Source organism: Amycolatopsis decaplanina DSM 44594 (genome assembly GCF_000342005.1).
Lineage (GTDB): Bacteria > Actinomycetota > Actinomycetes > Mycobacteriales > Pseudonocardiaceae > Amycolatopsis > Amycolatopsis decaplanina.
The window spans coordinates 1-18926 of sequence record NZ_AOHO01000065.1 but is presented as its reverse complement, the minus strand read 5'-3'; the positions used below and the strand labels follow the sequence as shown (position 1 = coordinate 18926).

Below are 18926 nucleotides of genomic sequence, written 5' to 3'. Positions count from 1 at the left end.
TTCAGTGGCCATTGGACGCCACGTGTGACCGCCGCACGGTGGTCATCGTGAAGACCAGAGTGGCGGCGCCGACCACGGCCAGCGTGGCCAGTCCGAGGGCGTAGGAGCCGAACGCGCCGTACAGGGCGCCCATGACGAGTGGGGGAATGAAGCCACCCAGGCCGCCGGCGGCGCCGACCACACCGGTCACTGACCCGACTTTGTTCCCTGGCGTCAGTAACGCGACCAGCGCGAACACGGCTCCGCTGCCGGCGCCGAGCGCCGCGGCCATGGACAGGAACGCGATCGTGCCCACCGGCATCAAGGACGGGGTGAACGCCTGTACCGCCGCGCCGGCGGTGACCACGGCGAAAACCCCGGCGAGTACCCGGATCGGGTCGGACCGGTCGGACAACCAGCCACCGACGGGCCGCATCACCACTGCGAGCAGCACGAAGCCGGCCATCCGGTTGGCCGCGTCGGCCTGAGTGAGCCCGTAGGCGGTCTTGAGGTAGGCGGGCAGGTAGACCGAGAACGCCACATAGCCGCCGAACGCCACCGCGTACAACCAAGACGCCTGCCAGGTCACCGGCAGCCGCGCGGTGTCGGCCACGCGGCGTGTCACCGGCTCGGTCGGCACGATCCGGCCGGGAGCGTCCCGGAGCAGCACGGCCGAGACGGCGGCGTAGACCGCCAAGCCCACCGCGGTCACCACGAACGGTGTCGCGACTTCGCCGGCGTCCACCAGTCGCACGGTCGTCAGGGCGCTGATCGCGGTTCCACCCATACCCGCGCCGTAGATCCCGATGGCCAGCCCTCGCCGCTCCGGCGGGAACCACGCGTTGACGAACGGAACACCCACCGCGAACGTGGTTCCCCCCAAGCCGAGGAAGAATCCCCCGATCAGCAGCGCCATCAGCGACCCGTGTCCGAACAGTCCCAGGAACAGCACCGGCACGATGGTCAGCGCGGAGATCGCCGGGAACATCACCCGGCCGCCGAACCGGTCGGTCAGCGCACCCACCGGGATCCGTCCCACGGACCCGACCACCACGGGCACCGCCACCAGCAGAGCCTGCTGGAACGCGCTCAAGTCCAGGGAGTCCTTGAACAATGGTCCGAGGGGGCTCAGCAGTGCCCAGGCCCAGAAGTTGATCGCGAAGCCGAGCGTGGCCAGGCACAGCATCAGCATCCGCCGCCCGGTCCCGACCGGGCTCCCGGCGGCCGGTGGTCGTGAGCGCGGTCCGGGCGCTGCCCGTTTACCGATCTTGGCGCGGTTCGTCGAGTTCATCGGCGTCTCGGTCCATCGTTCGTGGGTCGTATTCCAGTTTCATCGGTGGAGGAGCACGGCTTACCGCTGGGTGTGATGACGGTGCCGTCGGTGCCGCGCAGCATCGCGACGGGTGAGTCGAGTGCGCCGATGGCGGCGGTTTTCCCGGTGAGCTCGACGAAGCGGCAGGCGGCGTCGACCTTGGGACCCATCGAACCGGCGGGGAAATCGCGGGACCGCAGTCGCGCCGGTGTGGTGTGGTGGATCGGAGTGGCGTGCGGGGTGCCGTAGCCGTCGATGACCGCGGGCACGTCGGTGAGCAGCAGCAGCGCGTCGGCGTCCAGCGCTTCGGCGAGCAGAGCCGCGGTCCGGTCCTTGTCGACGACGGCTTCGACACCCCGCAACCGTCCGGTGTGTTCGTCCCGCACCACGGGGACACCGCCCCCGCCGGCGCAGACCACGATCGTTCCGGCCCCGACGAGCGCGTGGATCACCGGCGTCTCCACCACGCGCTGCGGTCGGGGCGAGGGCACGACCCTGCGCCAGGACGAGCCGTCCGGGCGCAGGGTCCAATCACGTTCGGTGGCCAGCGTCGCGGCCTGCTCGTCGGTGTAGACCGGGCCGACGAACTTGGTGGGATCGGTGAACGCGGGATCGGCGACGGAGACGAGCGTCTGCGTCATCAGCGTGGCGACCTGCTTGCCGGGAACGACGTTCTGCAGTGCCTGGCCGAGCAGGTAGCCGATCATTCCCTGGGTCTGCGCGCCGAGGACGTCGAGCGGATAGGGCCGGGTGAGTGCGGGGTCCGCGGCGCTTTCCAGCGCCAGCATTCCCACCTGGGGGCCGTTGCCGTGGGTGAGCACGACTTCGTGCTCGGTGGCGAGTTCCGCGATGGCCGCGGCGGCGGCGAGCACGTTGACCTGCTGGAGGTCCGCGTCCGGTCGTTCGCCGCGGCGAAGCAGTGCGTTGCCGCCCAGTGCGACGAGGATCCGCATGGTCAGCTCCCCAGGGTGGCGACCAGGATCGCCTTGATGGTGTGCATCCGGTTCTCCGCCTGCTCGAACACCAGTGACGCCGGGGATTCGAAGACGTCGTCGGTGACCTCGACGCCGTCCAGCCCGAATTCCTTGAACGCTTCGGCTCCGACCTCGGTGTCGCGATCGTGCAACGCGGGCAGGCAGTGCAGGAACCGGACACCGGGGTTGCCGGTGGCGCTGAGTGTCTTCGCCGTGACCTGGTACGGCGCCAGCAGCGTGACCCGCTCATGCCAGGTGCCGGCGGGTTCGCCCATGGACACCCAGACGTCGGTGTAAACGAAGTCCGCGCCCGCCACGGCCTCGTCGACGTCGTCGGTGACGGTGATCCGGGCGCCACTGACCGCGCCTTCTCGCAGGCAGGCCGACAGGTGCTCCTCATCCGGCCAGAGTGCGCGCGGTCCGGCCAGCCGGACGTCCATGCCGAGCTTGGCGCCCATCGCGAGCAGGGAGCGGGCGACGTTGTTGCGGGTGTCGCCGAGATAGCAGAAAGTGCTCTCCTGCAGGGGTTTCGTGCTGTGCTCGCGCATGGTGAACACGTCGCAGAGCGATTGCGTGGGGTGGCCGGCCGCGGTTAGTCCATTGTAGACGGGGACACCTGAGTACCGGGCCAGTTCTTCGACGGTGGCCTGATCGTGGCCGCGGTACTCGATCCCGTCGTACATGCGGCCGAGCACGCGAGCGGTGTCGCGGGCGGATTCCTTGTGTCCCAGATGGGCGTCCTGGGGGCCGAGGTAGGTCGTGGTCGCCCCTTCTTCCGCGGCGGCGACCTCGAACGCGCATCGGGTCCTGGTGGAGGGCTTCTCGAAGACGAGCGCCAAATGCTTGCCGGCCAACCGGCTTTGCGTGATCCCGGCATAGGCGGCGGACTTGAGCTGGGCGGCCAGGTCGAGCAGGAAGACGAGTTCTTCCTTGGTGAAGTCGAGTTCGGTGAGGTAGCTGCGGTTGCGCAGGTTGAAGGCCATTTCGGATCCGTTCAGCTCGGGTCGCGGTCGATCGGGCAGGTCATGCAACGGGGCCCGCCACGGCCGCGTCCCAGTTCGCTCCCGGCGATGGTGACGACTTCGATGCCGTGCTTGCGCAGCATGGTGTTGGTGGCGACGTTGCGTTCGTAGCCGAGGACGACCCCCGGGGCGACAGCAAGGTAGTTCGTACCGTCGTCCCATTGCTCACGCTCGGCGGCCCGGCTGTCCTCGTCGGTGCTGAGCAGGGTGACCTCGGGAACTTTCAGGACTTCGGCGAGGGTGTGCCACAGATTCCGGTTGGCATGCACGCTCAGGGCGGCAGGTTCTTCTCCCTCGGTGATGGTCCAGCTGCGGGCGTCCCGGTCGAAGTAGGGGTAAACGACGAAGGTGGCACGGTCGACCATGCTCATCACCGTGTCCAGGTGCATCGTGGCGTGGGAGTGCGTGAGCTCCACGGCGACGACGGTGTGTGCCTGTCCGCTGGAGAACAGGGCCTTGGCGAGGATCTCGACGGCCATGGGCGTGGTGCGCTCTCCCATGCCGATGAGAACGGCGCCCTCGCCGAGTACGTGCACGTCGCCGCCTTCGACGGTGGCCGGCTGGTGGCTGACGTCGTCGTCACCGTAGTAAGTGGGGAACCCGGCACCGGCGAACATCGGATGGTGACGGTAAATGGCCCGAGTGTGCAGGGATTCACGTTGTCGCGCGGGTTTCGCCATCGGGTTGATCGAGACACCGCCGTACACCCAGCAGGAATCGTCACGCTGGAACAAATGATTGGGCAACGGCGGGAGGATGAAGTCGTCGGCGGCGAGGGTCTCCCAGCGGAGACTCCGCGCTCGCAGCGGCCGGAGATCGGCCTTGAGGACTCCGCCCACCAGGTACTCGGCCAGGTCGTCCCCGTCGAGGTCGTCGAACAGGGCACGCAGCGGTGCGGCCAGCGCCGGGCCGAGGATTTCGGGCGTGCACACCCGGTCCAGCACAAAGGCCCGGCCCTCGGGCAGCGCGAGCGTTTCCGCCAGTAATCGACCGTAGTAGTGCACATGAACACCTTTGTCGCGCAAGGCTTCGGCGAACGCGTCGTGCTCCTGCTTCGCCTGCTTGGCCCAGAGGACGTCGTCGAAGAGCAGTTCGCCGATGTTGCGTGGGGTCAATCGGGTGAGTTCGAGTCCGGGGCGGTGCACGATGGCCTGTCGCAACCGGCCGACCTCCGAATGAACGGCGAAAGTCATGATCGCTCCTGCGTGTCGTCCTCGGTGTATCGAGCGGGGGAAACCGGGGTTTCGCCGTACTCCTTGCGCTGGAACTTCATCCAGACGTAGACGGGAATGCCGAGGAAGAAGGCGAACACGCCGTAGTACACCGCCTGGTAGCCGCTGCCTGCCAGGGCCCAGAAACCGAAGACCAGGGCGAAGGCGGTCACTACCAGGTCGCGCACCAGATGCGGCCAGTTCAGCGCGCGGCCCTCGACGATGAGCCAGTAGAGATGTGCGGCCGCGGAGTACAGGTAAGGGATCACTGCGGTGAACACACTCAGCAACACCACGTTGGTGAACACGGACTGGAAGCTCCAGTAGCCGAACGCGGTGAGCGCCGACGCCAGCACGGTGGCGACCACGATGCCGAACACCGGGATCTCCTTTTTGCTCAGCTTCGCGAACTGGGTCGGGAACAGCCGGTCACGGGCCGCGGCCATCGGCATTTCGGCGCAGATCAACGTCCAGCCGTTCAGGCAGCCGAGCCCGGAGACGATCGCCACCACGGCCATGGCCTGCCCGGCCCAGCTCGCCCCGAAGATGGCGGTGGCCGAATCGGAGAACGGTGACGTGGAGTCGACCAGCGTCTGCTGTCCGACCGTGCCGAACACCGTGACGGTCCCCAGGACATAGACGACGGCGCAGACCAGGGTCCCGAGCACGGTGGCCCGGGAGACGTTGCGCCGCGGGTCGCGGACGCGTCCGGCGGCCACCGAGGCCGTCTCCAGGCCGAGGTAGCTGAACAGCGCGATCGCGGCCGCCGCGGAGATGGCACCTGCCCAGGACAGCCCACTGGGATTGAACGAACCGAGGTTGTCGGCCTTGATGAAGAACAGCCCGATGGTCGCCATGAAAACCAGCGGCACGAACTTGAGGATCGTGGTGACGATCTGGAACCACGCGAGGTTCCGCACTCCGGAGATGTTGATGGCGGCGGGCAGCCACAGCCCGACCAGTGCGATGGCGATCGACCACCACGGGTTGTGATCCTTGTTGACGAACACTTCCACGTAGCCGACCCAGGCGACCGCGATACCGGCGTTGCCCACCCAGACGGTCAGCCAATAGGCCCATGCGGTGACGAACCCGCCGAACTCGCCGAAGGCGTCCCGTGCGTACAGGTACGGCCCGCCCGAGCCCGGAACCCGTTTGTTGAGCCAGCCGAACACCAGGCCCAAGGCCAGGGCGCCGATCGTGACCAGCGCGAAGGCCAAGAGGCTCGACAGGCCGTAGGGGGCCAGTGACGAGGGTAGGGCGAACACGCCCGTGCCGATGATCGAACCGACCACCAGCGCCGTCGCGGTCGGCAAGCCGAACTGGTTCGAGAACTCCTTTCCGCTCGTCGGGGCAGGGGCAGCTGATCCGGCTCCATCCGGTTGTTCCTGCTCTGCCATCACTCTTCCGATCTGACGCTCGTAGGTCCACTTCGAGCATCTACGGTCGGCGCGGCGGAGCCATGGGGCTTAGGTCCGCGGCAAACAGGCCGAAAGGCCGGACAAGGGCGTGGGTGCCGAAAGTCCCCGGTCGCCGGGGTCCACAGCCACTCCCGTGAGTCCTTCGATGTCGGCGTCCCCCAGGTCGGCGGCGGTGACCGGTGCAGGGATGCGCAGCCAGGCCGAGTCGATGCCGCTGTTCACCGCCGCACGCTTCTCATCGTCCGAGGACGTGGTGGTTCGCCGGAAGGCGTTCGTCCCGGCGAACCATCGACCGGTGGTCAGCGCAAGGTGCGGTCGAGGAAGTCACGGATGAGGGCTGCGATTTCCGGGCCATGTGTCTCGAGGGCGAAGTGCCCGGCGTCGAGAAGGTGGAGTTCGGCCTCGGGTAGATCGCGAAGGAACGCGCGAGCTCCATCCGCGCCGAAGATCTCGTCGTGCTCGCCCCAGGTGATGAGCGTCGGCGGACGGTGCTCGCGGAAGTACTGCTGGAAGGCCGGGTAGGCGTCGAGGTTGAACTGGTAGTCCCAGAACAGCTGCAGTTGCACCTCCTTGTTGCCTGGCCGGTCGAGCAGAGCCTGGTCGAGGGTCCAGGTGTCCGGGGTGAGCCGATCCGAGCGGTCGGTGGGCACGCCGTGGGTGTATTGCCAGCGGGTCGCCGTGGGCTCCAGAAGGCGACGCACCTCCGCCTCGTGAGCCCGGCGGTCTTTGGCGTGAGCGAACAGCACGTCCCAGAACGGGGTGAAGCCCTCGACGTAGGCGTTGCCGGATTGCACCAGCAGGGCGGTGACCCGCTCCGGGCTCTGACTGGCTATACGAAGCCCGATGGGTGCGCCGTAGTCCTGGATGTACAGAGCGAAGTGGTCCAGCGCGAGCGCGTCGAGGAGCCCGAGCGTGATCGAGGTCAGCCTCTCGAAGGAGTAGTCGAACTCATCCACGGACGGGGCGTCGGAGTGACCGAAGCCGATGTGGTCGGGCGCGACGACGTGATAGCGGTCGGCCAGCGCCGGGATCAGCGAGCGGAACATGTGCGAGGAGGTGGGAAAGCCGTGCAGGAGCACGACTGTCGGCGCTGCCGGATCGCCGGCCTCCCGGTAGAACACGCGCCTGCCGTCGACGATCGCGGTGCGGTGATGCACGGCGCTGCCCGCTGGCCCGGCTTTCTCGACGGGGGACTGGATGGTTTCAGGCATGGAAATGATGCTCCTCGGAGTCGGATCTCTGACGGGTTGTGGCGCAGTCGATTTCTAACCGTCTAACTACTTGATGACGGTTAGACTAGAGCATGGTTCGACCTAACCTGTCAACACGTGGACGGAGGGTAGGATGACCGGTGTGCTGCAACGCCCCCTGAACGGCGAACCCCTCGCCCTCGACTTGCTGAACACCACGTGGCCGGAACGCGATGGCCGGCGAGATGTCTTCGACGAATCGGGAGGAGTCGGTGCCTGGCTGGCGGAACACGGCATTCCTGATACGCCGGGCGCGGAGGAACCATTACGTCACACGCGGTCTGTTCTGCGCGAGGTGCTCGACACGCCCACCGGGGCGCCCGAGCGCGCGCTGAACGCGGTCCTGGACCGGGGGCGCCTGCGGCCGGAGTCGAGGCAAGGCCGTCCTGCGGACGTGATCGAGGTCGAGCAGCCGGAATGGCGGCCTGCCTGGCTCGCGGCCTACAACTACCTGATGTTGCTCCGCGCGCGCCCCGAACGAATCAAGCGCTGCTCCGCCTATCCGAGCTGCACGCTGTATTTCGAAGACACGACCCGCAACGGCGCCAGACGGTGGTGCTCGATGACCGCCTGCGGCAACCGGGCAAAGGCCGCCCGCCACTATCACCGCGAACGCTCAAGCTAGGGGCCGGCCGCGCGGACAGCATCGACGACCTGAACACCACTCGTGCCGGCGGGATGCCCCGACTGTTCGACCAGGTGTACGCGCCGGCCGCGCGGGCGCATCTGGGCAACCTCGTGGTACGGACTGAGCCGCCTCGGTCACCGGCCGGCCCATTCCGCGGACAGTATTGAGTACAGGTATTCGCTGTGCCAGGCCTCTTCCACGAACGAGCAGTCCCGGAGCAGGGCTTCTCGGCGCATCCCGATTCGTTCCACGACCCGGGTCGCCGGCGTGTTGCGGACATCGCAGCGCGCGATGATGCGCCGCAGGCCGAGCGACTCGAAGCCGAGTCGCAGCATCTCCGTGACCGCTTCGGTAGCCAGACCCTGGCCGTGGTAGCGCGGATTGAAGATCGTCCCCAGCTCGCCCTGCCGGTGTTGTTCGTCCAACCAATAGAGGATGACCTCGCCGACCAGAACGTGGCGGCTTTTCGACTCCACGGCGAGCATCAGCGCGTCTCCTTCCTGACTCAACGCTGTGTTCCGCATCCGCCATGCAAGAGCCGCACACACTTGTTCTCGGGACGGTGGCTGCCGGTACATCTCGACGAACCGGGCGACCTCAGGCTGAGATTGCATGTCGTGGAGCGGCTCGAGGTCGTCTTCGGTGAACGGGCGCAACAGGACCCGCGGTGAAAGAATCGGGTATCTGGGGCGGAAGAAGGCCGCGGCGCTTTTACTGGGCATCTGCACCAACCTCATATCTCGTGCTGCAGTTGAGGATCATGTGAGGGTCGCAGGCGGGCTTGAAGTCCTACCGGTACGAGCAGCGCCCCGAAATGGGGGACCATCTCGGTGGCGTCGACTGGTTCGAGGTCGTATCCAGCGGCAAGCTGCGCGGTGGCGATCATGAGTTGGAGGAGGCCGAGCTGTGCGCCAAGGCATACCCGGGGGCCGGCGCCGAAGGGGAAGTACGCTCGTGCGGTGTGCGGAGGGTCAGCGGCCAGCCAACGGTGGGGGTTGAACTCATCGGGACGCTTCCACCAGCGCGGGTCGCGGTGGACCAGATACGGACTGAACAGCACTCGTTCACCGGGCCGCAATGCCCACCGGCCCAGCATGGTCGGTTGCGCAGCGGTGCGGCCGAGTAGCCATGTGGGTGGGCGCAGCCGTAAGACCTCGAGCACCACGGCACGCGTGAACGGCATCAGGCGAGAGTTCGCTGTATCGACCAGTTCCGGCAGCGCGCCTGATTCGGCACGCACGTCGGTCAGTATCGGGGGTCTCGCACTCAGTTCATGGACGATCCAGGAAAGGGCGGCGCCTGGAACACCGTGTGAGGCAGACAGCACGAGCCGCAGGAGGCGAGCGATTTCCCGAGTTGTCATCGGCCGGCGATTGCCGGGAGCGAGCAGCACGTCCAGCATGTCCCGTGGCGTCGCCGGTTGTGGGTGGCTTTGCCGGGCCAGCACGGTCCGGGTGAGCATCTCCAGGGTGTCCCGATCGGATGCCCGCAGCCGTCGTTGCCACGGCAGGTGTAGCCACCCGGAGGCACGCCGGGGGCGTTCGATGTCGGCCAGGGCCAGCCGGTTGAGCATGGCAGCGGCCGGCGCGACGCTCTCGGCCGCGTCGTGGAGGCAGAAATCGACCGCCGCTCGACCGCAGAGCTCCTGGGCGGCCTTGGGCACGTCGATGGTCTGACCTGCGACCGCCGCGAACCCCGCAGCGAACGTCCGCCGCAGCCGGGCCCCATGCGCGGACAGAACTCTCCGTCCCAGTGATTGCGCGCTACGCCGCCGTGCTTGCATCCAGATATGTTCATCTTCGATGAGCTCGGTGACATCCTGGCCGGGGCGGGTGGCCATCGTGAAGGCGGTACCGGTGTCCGACAGTATCTGGTGGATCAGTTCCGGATCGGCGAGGACCACCGCGTTCGGGCCAAAACGGAATACGTCGCCATAACGACGCTGGCAGTCCCGTAGGAATCCGGGACGGTCGCGCTCGTAGTCGTAGTGGTTGCCCACTAGAATCCGTCCGCGAGGGCCGGGAAGAACGGCTGGACCCGATGGCATGAGATCCTCCTCAGATGGAGAGCGGCCGGCGGATATCCATGCCGGCCGCCCCGGCCGCACACGTCAGGCGGCTCACGAGATTCAGTAGATGTAGTGGTGGTAGACGCCGAGCACGTGTCCCGACGTCCGGCCGACCAGCCGTCGGAACGCGACCCTGGTGAAGGTGACCATATTAATTCACCTCCTTTCAATTTCACCCCTCTGTGTCCCGGCGCATCAACACGGCGCCGGGCGACCATGATGCTTCATGGAAGAAGCGTGCTGGCGTGACCCCTCGACGCGCCAGCACGCGAAGTCGATCAGAACTCAAAGACAGGATTGGTGGCTGCGTGCAAACAGAACTTATTTTCATAAGTCTTTTGCCAGGGGCCGATGGAGCGGCCTTTCCACGTCCCGATTGCGGTAACGGTGACTGGTGACCAAAGCGTTGGGCAAACGGGGTTGTTTTTCGGCTGCAACTTGCTGAAGTCGCCGTCCACCTCTCTTAGCCTGTCGCATGCCTTGGTGGCGTGCGGATGGCTGCCGCCGTCGGGGTCACACGTCAGCGTTCTCACCGCACCCAGGGGTGTGTTGCCCGTTCCTTTGCCGACCGTCAGAAAAAGTTGTGACCCTGCAGCGAAACCGGGAGAATCCGTGCTCCTGGTCCCGGCGGCGGAGGCGTTCACCCCGCTGATCATCATGGCCGCGGTGGTGGCAATAATGGATATTTTTGACATCATTTGTCTCATGATTTTCTCCTCGCGTTCGCGCGAAGGCAGGTTGTGTCCGCTGGTCTGTTCGTTCGGGTTGATGACGGGTTCGAGGCGATGCTGGACCCGGGCGACTGACTCCTGGCCGGTTCGCTTGCCGAAGACGTGGCGCGCCGCGGGCCGGTGCGGTCGGCAACCCCATCGTTGGTGCTCTCCGTTGCGGCCCGGAGCCGGTCGCCGCGGGGTTGAGCCAGCTGCTGTGTCCGCGTTCCTGTAGGCACTTCGTACAGTGGGTGTGTCCACGCGGAACGCGGGGTTGGCCAACATTCGTCCGCGGCGAGTAACCGCCGGACACCGTGCGGCCGTCCGGGTGTATAGCGAGGGCTATGGCGGTCTTTGGGGTTGGGTGTGGGCTAGCTGGGCGGGTGCCGGCGATGGTCGTGCTGCCGCCTGTGCCTCATGTGGTGTGTCTGTTCTGTTCACCAGCGGTCCCTCCCTGGCGGTATCGGGCTGAGGTTGCCCTGGAACCAGATGTACCGCCTGGGAGGTTGTTTCGTGTCGGACTGCGAGCTAGGGAAACAACGCGAGACAACCCCGTGCGACCGGGGCCAGAGGAGTAGGAGGGATGCCACGGCCGGAAGGTCCCCTGGACCCGGACGCGGGAGTAGTGCCACGGTTCGCGTGGGAGCTGCGCCGACTGCGGGAGAAGGTGGGCAGCCCGACGTATCGGCAGTTGGCGCGGCGCGCGCACTACTCACCGGCGACGCTGGCCAAGGCGGCCGGGGGCCGTGACCTGCCCAGCCTGGCGGTCACCCTGGCCTACGTGCGGGCCTGCGGGGGCGACGAACAGGAGTGGGAGGCGCGATGGCGGGAGGTAGCCGCCGAGGCCGCACCGAAGGCACTGGAGGACAGCACCGAGGTTCAACTGGCGGATGCTCCGGTGCCGTACGTGGGCTTGGCAGTGTTCACCCCGGAGGACGCCGATCGGTTCTTCGGCCGCGAGCAGTTGGTCGCCGAACTGGTGAGCAAGCTGAACCGGCAGCGGTTCTTGGCGGTCTTCGGGGCGTCCGGATCAGGTAAATCGTCCCTGCTGCGCGCGGGATTGCTTCCAGCGGTGCGCGAGGAATACGCGACTGTGCTGATGACTCCCGGGGCCGAGCCGGAATCACGGCTCCAGCGGACACTGGATGCCCGCCCTCCGGAGACTGATGTGCTGCTGGTGGTGGACCAGTTCGAGGAGCTGTTCACCCTCTGCCCCGTCCTCGCCATCCGGGAGCGGTTCATCACCACCCTGCTGGAGACGGTGCGCGAGCCCGGCAGCCGCACCCGGGTGGTGCTGGGTGTGCGGGCGGATTTCTACGCCCACTGCGCCCAGCACCGTGAGCTGGTGGAGGCGCTGCGGGAGGCGCAGGTGCTGGTCGGGCCGATGAGCACCGACGAGTTGCGCGCGGTCATCACGGGACCGGCGATCCGGTTCGGCTACAGCGTCGAAGGCGCGCTGGTGTCCCGGCTGATCGGCGATGCCACCGGCCAGCCCGGGGTGCTGCCGCTGCTCTCCCACGCCCTGTTGCAGACCTGGCGACGCCGCCGCGGCAACGCTCTCACCCTGGCCGGATACGATGCCGCCGGCGGGATGCACCGCGCCATCGCCCGCACCGCCGAACAGGCCTACGCCAGCCTGGACGACCAGCAGCAGCACCTGGCCCGGCAAGTCTTCGGTCGGTTGGTCGCCCTGGGGGAGGGCACCGAGGACACCAAGCGACGCATCGATCGCGGCGAACTCGACCACGACAACCCCACCACCACCGCCGTGGTGGAGGCCTTGGCCCGGGCCCGGCTGCTCACCGTGGACGCCGAGAGTGTGGAGATCGCCCACGAGGCGCTGATCCGCTCCTGGCCGCGGTTACGGGACTGGCTGACCGAAGACCGCGATGGCTTACGGATCCACCGACAACTAACCGACGCCGCGCAGGCCTGGGACACTCTGGACCGGGACCCCGGTGCCCTCTATCGCGGTACCCGCCTGAACCTGGCCCGCGATTGGGTCAACGATCCCCAGCAGCGCGCCCACCTGAACGCTCTCGAACAGCAATTCCTGAACGTCAGCGACCAGGCTGCCCGCCAGCGCACCCGACGCCAGCGCCTCCTGGTCGCCACGTTGGCCGCCTTGTTGGTGCTGGCGTTGGCCGCTACCGGGGTGGCCATCCAGCAACGCCAGAGCGCATTGGACCAACGCCGGACCGCCCTGGTCGGCAAGCTGGTGGCCCAATCCGCCACGCTGGCTGCCAAAGGCCAACCGGATGCGTCGATGCTGCTGGCCGTCGAAGCCTTCCACTATGCCCCCGCCCAGGTCGAGACCCGTAGCGCGCTGCTCAGCAGCCAAAGCCAGTACTTCACCACCCGACTCGCCGGCCACACCGGCGAAGTCGCTGGGGTGGCGTTCAGTCCTGATAGCCGGACCCTGGCCACTGCTAGCAGGGACTCCACGGTGCGGCTGTGGGATGTCGCCAGCCACAATTCGATCGCCACCCTGACCGGCCACACCAGCGATGTCCTTGCGGTGGTGTTCAGTCCTGATGGCCGGACTCTGGCCACGGGCAGCGACGACAAAACCGTACGGCTGTGGGATGTCGCCAACCACCACGACTTGATCGCCATCCTGACCGGCCACACCGGTCGGGTCTATGGGCTGGCGTTCAGTCCGGATGGCCGGACTCTGGCCACCGCCGGTAGTGACAGCACGGTGCGGCTGTGGGATGTCGCCAGCCACAGCTTGATCGCCACCCTGACCGGCCACACCAGTTTCGTCTTCTGGGTGGCGTTCAGTCCGGATGGCCGGACTCTGGCCACCGCCGGTGATGACAGCACGGTGCGGCTGTGGGATGTCGCCAGCCACAATCCGATCGCTACCCTGACCGGCCACACCGGCCAGGTCTACGGGCTGGCCTTCAGTCCTGACGGCCGCACCCTGGCCACCGCCGGTGACGACAGCACGGTACGGCTGTGGGATGTCGCCAGCCGCACCCCGATCGCCACCCTGACCGGCCACACCGGTGCCGTTATTGGGGCAGCGTTCAGTCCGGATGGCCGGATCCTGGCCACCGCCGGCACTGATACCACGGTGCGGATGTGGGATGTGGCTGGGCGCAACCCGACGGCCATCCTCACCGGCCACACTGGCCAGGTTTCCGGGGTGGCGTTCAGTCCCGATGGCCGGACCCTGGCCACCGGTAGCACCGACGACACCGCGGTGCTATGGGACATGAATGGTCCGATACTTACCCCCTATCCGGTGACGTCTATCCAGGACGTGGTGTTCAGTCCCGATGGCAGGATCCTGGCCACCACCAGCGCCAACGGCATGGTGCGGCTGTGGGATGTCGCGAGCCACAACGCGATCGCCACCCTGACCGGCCACACCAGCGAAGTCTCCGGGGTGGCGTTCAGTCCTGACGGCCGGACCTTGGCCACGGGCAGCGACGACAAGACCGTACGGCTGTGGGATGTCGCGAGCCACAGCTTGATCGCCATCCTGACCGGCCAAACCAGTTTCGTCTTTGCGGTGACGTTCAGTCCTGACGGCCGGACCCTGGCCACGGGCAGCGACGACAAAACCGTACGACTGTGGGATGTCGCGAGCCACAACTTGATCGCCATCCTGACCGGCCACACCAGCGAAGTCTCCAGGGTGGCGTTCAGTCCTGACAGCCGCACCCTGGCCACCGCCGGTGGTGACAGCACGGCGCGGCTGTGGGATGTCGCGAGCCACAATTCGATCGCCATCCTCACCGGCCACACCGGCCCCATCATTGGGCTGGCGTTCAGTCCTGACGGCCGCACCTTGGCCACGGCCAGTGATGACAAAACCGTACGACTGTGGGACGTCGCCAGCCGCAACCCGATCGCCACCCTCACCGGCCACACCGGCCGGGTCTTCGCGGTGACGTTCAGCCCTGACGGCCGCACCCTGGCCACGGGCAGCGACGACAAAACCGTACGACTGTGGGACGTCGCGAGCCACAATTCGATCGCCATCCTCACCGGCCACACCGGCTACATCCTTGCGGTGGCGTTCAGTCCCGACGGCCAGACCCTGGCCACCGCCAGCAGCGACGGTACAATACGATTCTGGGATCCAGACCCGGCTCGGGTCACTGCCCGCGACTGCCAACTAATTGGGACTGTCACCAAAGTCCAATGGGAGCAGCTCATGCCCGAACTGCCTTATCATTCCACCTGCTCCTGAATACCCGATGCAGCAGGATCAGCGACCAAATCAATCTGTACGTGTGAATGCGGCGGTCGAGCCGGTGGAAGATCGGCCGCAGCGGTGGCTTCATTCGATGCTCGTGGCATGCGCCCGGCGGAGACGGCTGGCGACGTAGCTTGCGCGGTCGCCGCCGTTTCCCGGTGCCAGACGCAGGCGGTGGTATCGGCGACGCCGAGGAGGTCGGCGAGAATCTTCCAGTGAACCGAGCGAGCCGCTGCAGCAGCGCCGACCGCCGCGGCCGTAACCAGAGCGGGTCACGGCCCAGGCGCAGTCCCAGAATCCCGGGGTCGTCGGGGTGCACGAGAACGTGATCGGTGCTCAGGTTCACCAGGCGCCAGCAGCTTTGCCCGTATAGCAGGACCAGGTACGCGGTCGGCGAGCGGGAGCGACTCCTCGGTCTCTAGGTTGACTGCGAGCAGGGCGCGGTCAGTGTCGCTCATGATCTCCCGGTCGCCGGTCTTGGCCGAGGTGCCGATCGCGACATGGGCCGGGGAAAGGCCGACGCTGGCCGCCCACAGCAGCAACAGGCGGGCGTATGCCTGGCGAGGCTGGTTGCGGATTAGTCATCGGTCGACCACGGGTTGAGTGAGGGCGGCCAGGCTGACGTCGCGGCCGCGGAGGTAGCCCAGCAATAGGCGGGCGGCCTCCAGTTTCCGGCGCAGGGTTCACGCCGGTAGATGGTGAACCGGGAGTCGCGTTCGGCGTTTTGGTGGGGCCAGTGGCATCAGATGCCAGCGCGCGTAGCGGGTCAGGACGGTCTTGTCCTCCTGATTGGTCACCTTGTCCAGAGGGTGGCGAAGTCGCGTATGAGCTGGGCAAGTTCTTCCTCGCGGGGTTCGTGCATCTCGGTGCTGGCCAGCAGCTCGCATCGACTTGTAATCGAAAATGACTTGCGCGATATGCGGTGGCAGGCCGCTCAGAATGGCATCGATGACAAAGATCCGCCATCTCTCCGCAATCGCCGTGTGCGGTTCGGTTCGTGTGGTCATTGAGCAGGTGTGTTGCGCGAGGGACGTTTTTCGCCTGTCTTGTTCGGGCGTGTTGGATTGCGCGCAACCTGGTGTGACGATGCCCACTGCGCGCGTGGTGGCGTGCAGGGCCGACTGGTTACTGTTTGCAGGATGAACTTTCTTGATCATGTTCTTCTGGGAGTGCGCGATCTTGAGGCCGCGAAGGACCGGTTTCGTCGCGAGTGGGGCCTGGGAACTGTGTCTGGCGGATCGCCCGTTCCGGGGGTGGCCAACGCGGTGATTCCTCTCGAGCCGCCGGTTTATCTGGAACTCGTCACCGCCACCGACGCCGGCGCAAGTGAGGCTGCGGCGCGTTTGGCGGCCGTGACCGCGGAGAGGGACCGCCTGTTCACCTGGGCGATTGAGCCGGATGATCTCGACACTCGCGCGGCAGGTTTGGGGATCGAGCCGTTGTGCGGCGGTGGAGACACCGGGCGGTGGCGTTTGCTTGGCGAAGTTGAACGGGGCCGGCCGTTCTTCATCGAATACGACATTGCTCGTGCCGGTCGTGTCGAGGGATGGCAACGCGCTTATGCCAAGGCAGCACATGACTGTGCGCCTGGCCGAGTGACGTATCTGGAGGTCGGCGGCGACGAGTCCTGTTTGCGGCAGTGGGTGGGCGAGGTCGATGTGCCGCTGCGGATGGTTGGCGGTGAGCCACGCCTTGCGGCCGCAGGGATCGTGACCGCTCGCGGTGAGCACGTGCTGCACTGAAGCTGGCAGCGGTCACGGTGGCGCGCAGTCGCGTGATCTCCTCATGTTGTGCCGCGAGTTGAGCGAGAGCTTGGGTCTGGAAGTCGGCGAGTTCGTTGATCGTGCTGGTTGACTCGGTGAGTCGGTGTTTCAGCGCGGTGATTTCGTTCTTGAGGCGGGTGATCCAAGCGTCACGGGGGTCGGGCTGTTCTCCAGCCTGCTGGAGGGTTCGCAGGCGCCGTTCGAACTCGACGCGCAGGTGGGCGTAGGGCCGGTTGCCGTAGAAGGCGGTGCGTTGAGCTGCGGTGATCCGCATGTCATTCCTCGTCCTGGGGGGCGATGTCGATGAATTCCAGGGGCACCCTCGCCTCCGTATCGTCGCGGACGACGGCAGCGACTCTTTCAAGAGCCTGCAGGATGGCGCAGGAAACTTCGCGCGCGGCGTTTACTCCGCCATTCGGAACCCGAACGCCCATGCCGAGGGCAACGAGCCCGATGAGACCGAAGCGCTGGAGCCGACGCCAGGGGTAAGGCGGTAATCGGGCTCCCCGTAGTAACGGCGGAAAGACCAACGATTGGCTGAGCTGCCGAGGCTGGCGCGTAAGTGCCGGTGGCCTGAGGTGGCCTGTCTTGGCTGCTGACCTGCGGGGGAGTCCCGTCCTAGCATGGGCGCGGTCGGAGGTGCTCAGGATGGCCACCCGTGTGTTCTCCGAGGAGGAACTGGACCGGCTGCGCCGGTTTCCCGAGATCAGCCGGGACGAGCTGATCCGGTTTTTCACGCTCACCGACGCCGACGAGCTGTTCGCCCGACCCCACCGTGGCCTGGCGAACGTGTTCGGTGTGGCCGTGCAGCTGTGCACGTTGCCCTGGCTGGGGTTCGTGTCCGACGACCCTGGACCTGTCGATGCCGCCCACCGAACGGCGCCGGTTTCTGGCCGGGCTGGAGCGGCGGCTGACTGCGCAGGCCCTGACCCGCCGCGAACCCGAGCGGCGGTACCCGATCCTGCTCACCCTGCTCGCGCAGTCCGCAGTGGACGTGCTGGAAGAGATTCTGACCATCGCCTGCGACCCGGCGATCTCCGATGAACAGGTCGGCACGCTGCCGCGGGAGGGAATCGGGATGGCGAGGTTGCGCGCCGCCCGCGCCGAGACGATTCCCCGCGATCACGGGGACCTGGGAATGCCGGCGGCCTCCGATCGCTACCTGCGCGAGTTCACCCAGGACGTGCTGCGCGCGATCGGCTTCGACGGCGGCGTGGCCGCCCGGCCACTGCGTAACCAGAGCCAGGAGTGAGCCGTGTTGGGTGGGTGCGCGGGGCCACTGGAAGCTGTCACCGCCTGCGCGGATGGCTGGGCGACCACAAGCCCGGCGGCATTCGACCATGACTTCACCCACGGGAAGGAGCTTGCGCACTGCAGCCCAGAGATGATCGAGCAATATCGAATCAGATCGCATTCAACTGCGGTAACTACTTTCGAGGGAAACTATGACTAAGTCGCATCGATTGGCAACGCTGACGGGGGTCATCGCACTCCTGGTCAGTAGCGTGTTTTTCACTGGGTCGGCATCGGCGAACGCAATATCATCACCTGCCTCAGTCGAGAAGACAGCCGTAGTTCACAAGGCCAAGCAGGTCGGTTTCATGCTCTCCTCGAACCTGAATAACCGTTGCCTGGAGGTCCGGGCCGCAAACTCCCTCAACGGGGCGTTGGTTACCATGTGGGACTGTCACGGTGGGAGTAACGAGCGATGGTTCTGGGACGGTGAGTGGATTCGCAGCGACCAGACTGGCAAGTGTCTTGACATCGTCGCCGGCAATACCGGTGACGCCGCGTCCGTGGACATGTTCGACTGCCATTCTGACTGGCTTGGGCAGAAGTGGTATTGGGATGGCAATCTGCTGAAGAGCCGGATAGACCCAGGTGGCAACAGGTGTCTGGCCATTGTCGAGGCGAACAGGCTGAACGGAGCTGGAGTTGAGATTTTTGGCTGCTCGAGAGAAAACCCCAACTATCAGTGGCGCACAACCTGAATACGGGTCACCGAAGTAGCGGGCCTCCGACAGCGTCAGGTGCTTGACCATGCCGAGAAGGTTGGTTCCCGTCGAGGTCAGGGGACGGCGGATGTCGTACTCGGACAACACCCTGGGCAGCATCGAACCTCGAAGCCACCGAACACCCAATCGAACGGGACCAATGGCTGAGGAGCACGTTCAGTTGTACGCGCTTGAGCGCTTCGCTCAGTACGCCGACAGCTTGGAGTTAAACGACAAGCTTAGAGGAATTGGCCTTCATCGAGCCAGCCCCGCCACGACCAGCTGGACGTCGAGGGGCCCCGGCAGCGCACCGGCGGATTCTCGGGGTCTTCGCAACACCTGATGGCCTATGTGGTCGTCAGTAGATTACGCAGGCGCTCGGCT

At 66.3% G+C, this 18926-nt stretch carries 15 protein-coding genes and 2 pseudogenes; 7 read left to right on the top strand and 10 right to left on the bottom strand.

Going from position 1 to position 18926, the window contains the following annotated elements:
* Position 1 precedes the first annotated feature (1 nt).
* The 6 genes from H074_RS24020 to H074_RS23995 form a co-directional block, all read right to left on the bottom strand.
* Positions 2-1270, bottom strand: coding sequence for an MFS transporter (locus H074_RS24020; RefSeq protein WP_007032663.1), 1269 nt, complete (start codon positions 1268-1270; stop codon positions 2-4).
* Complete coding sequence (locus H074_RS24015; RefSeq protein ID WP_007032662.1) at positions 1267-2244, bottom strand: carbamate kinase; 978 nt, start codon at positions 2242-2244, stop codon at positions 1267-1269. Before H074_RS24015 ends, H074_RS24020 begins: the two co-directional genes overlap by 4 nt.
* A gap of 2 nt (positions 2245-2246) precedes the next feature.
* A complete protein-coding gene (argF, locus tag H074_RS24010; protein ID WP_007032661.1) occupies positions 2247-3248 on the bottom strand; it encodes an ornithine carbamoyltransferase in 1002 nt (333 codons plus the stop codon).
* Positions 3249-3259: 11 nt separating this feature from the next.
* Entirely contained in the window at positions 3260-4480 is a 1221-nt protein-coding gene (locus H074_RS24005; protein ID WP_007032660.1) for an arginine deiminase, read from the bottom strand.
* Positions 4477-5898 (bottom strand): APC family permease, encoded by a 1422-nt coding sequence (locus tag H074_RS24000; protein ID WP_063705442.1) that lies wholly within the window; start codon positions 5896-5898, stop codon positions 4477-4479. The genes H074_RS24005 and H074_RS24000 overlap by 4 nt, the downstream gene beginning before the upstream one ends.
* A gap of 320 nt (positions 5899-6218) precedes the next feature.
* Positions 6219-7130 (bottom strand): alpha/beta fold hydrolase, encoded by a 912-nt coding sequence (locus H074_RS23995; RefSeq protein WP_007032658.1) that lies wholly within the window; start codon positions 7128-7130, stop codon positions 6219-6221.
* A gap of 133 nt (positions 7131-7263) precedes the next feature.
* Between H074_RS23995 and H074_RS23990 the strand changes: the two genes are divergently transcribed.
* A complete protein-coding gene (locus H074_RS23990) occupies positions 7264-7794 on the top strand; it encodes a CGNR zinc finger domain-containing protein (RefSeq protein ID WP_007032657.1) in 531 nt (176 codons plus the stop codon).
* A gap of 137 nt (positions 7795-7931) precedes the next feature.
* On the opposite strand, the gene H074_RS23985 is transcribed toward H074_RS23990, so the two are convergent.
* The 3 genes from H074_RS23985 to H074_RS40770 all read right to left on the bottom strand — a co-directional run bounded on the left by H074_RS23985 (position 7932) and on the right by H074_RS40770 (position 10572).
* Positions 7932-8519 (bottom strand): GNAT family N-acetyltransferase, encoded by a 588-nt coding sequence (locus H074_RS23985; protein WP_039923279.1) that lies wholly within the window; start codon positions 8517-8519, stop codon positions 7932-7934.
* An 11-nt stretch (positions 8520-8530) separates the two neighbouring features.
* Complete coding sequence (locus H074_RS23980) at positions 8531-9796, bottom strand: cytochrome P450 (protein ID WP_007032655.1); 1266 nt, start codon at positions 9794-9796, stop codon at positions 8531-8533.
* 347 nt (positions 9797-10143) lie between these two features.
* Entirely contained in the window at positions 10144-10572 is a 429-nt protein-coding gene (locus H074_RS40770; protein WP_161630694.1) for an SSI family serine proteinase inhibitor, read from the bottom strand.
* 586 nt (positions 10573-11158) lie between these two features.
* On the opposite strand from H074_RS40770, the gene H074_RS23975 reads away from it, so the two are divergent.
* The 6 genes and pseudogenes from H074_RS23975 to H074_RS42375 all read left to right on the top strand — a co-directional run bounded on the left by H074_RS23975 (position 11159) and on the right by H074_RS42375 (position 18539).
* Complete coding sequence (locus H074_RS23975) at positions 11159-14779, top strand: nSTAND1 domain-containing NTPase (RefSeq protein WP_007032653.1); 3621 nt, start codon at positions 11159-11161, stop codon at positions 14777-14779.
* A gap of 1145 nt (positions 14780-15924) precedes the next feature.
* Positions 15925-16527 (top strand): VOC family protein, encoded by a 603-nt coding sequence (locus H074_RS23970; RefSeq protein ID WP_152521479.1) that lies wholly within the window; start codon positions 15925-15927, stop codon positions 16525-16527.
* 293 nt (positions 16528-16820) lie between these two features.
* Complete coding sequence (locus tag H074_RS23965) at positions 16821-17045, top strand: TIGR02391 family protein (protein WP_152521478.1); 225 nt, start codon at positions 16821-16823, stop codon at positions 17043-17045.
* Positions 17046-17196: 151 nt separating this feature from the next.
* A pseudogene (locus tag H074_RS41655) lies at positions 17197-17340 on the top strand (DUF4158 domain-containing protein); the annotation flags it as partial.
* 70 nt (positions 17341-17410) lie between these two features.
* Positions 17411-17800 (top strand): hypothetical protein, encoded by a 390-nt coding sequence (locus tag H074_RS23960; protein WP_039923259.1) that lies wholly within the window; start codon positions 17411-17413, stop codon positions 17798-17800.
* A 193-nt stretch (positions 17801-17993) separates the two neighbouring features.
* The gene (locus H074_RS42375) at positions 17994-18539 is read left to right on the top strand and encodes an RICIN domain-containing protein (protein ID WP_083920483.1); all 546 of its coding nucleotides are present in this window, start codon (positions 17994-17996) and stop codon (positions 18537-18539) included.
* Here the strand turns inward: H074_RS42375 and H074_RS42370 are convergent.
* Positions 18540-18662 (bottom strand): annotated as a pseudogene (locus H074_RS42370) (mycothiol transferase); the annotation flags it as partial.
* Between the last annotated feature and the right edge of the window lie 264 nt (positions 18663-18926).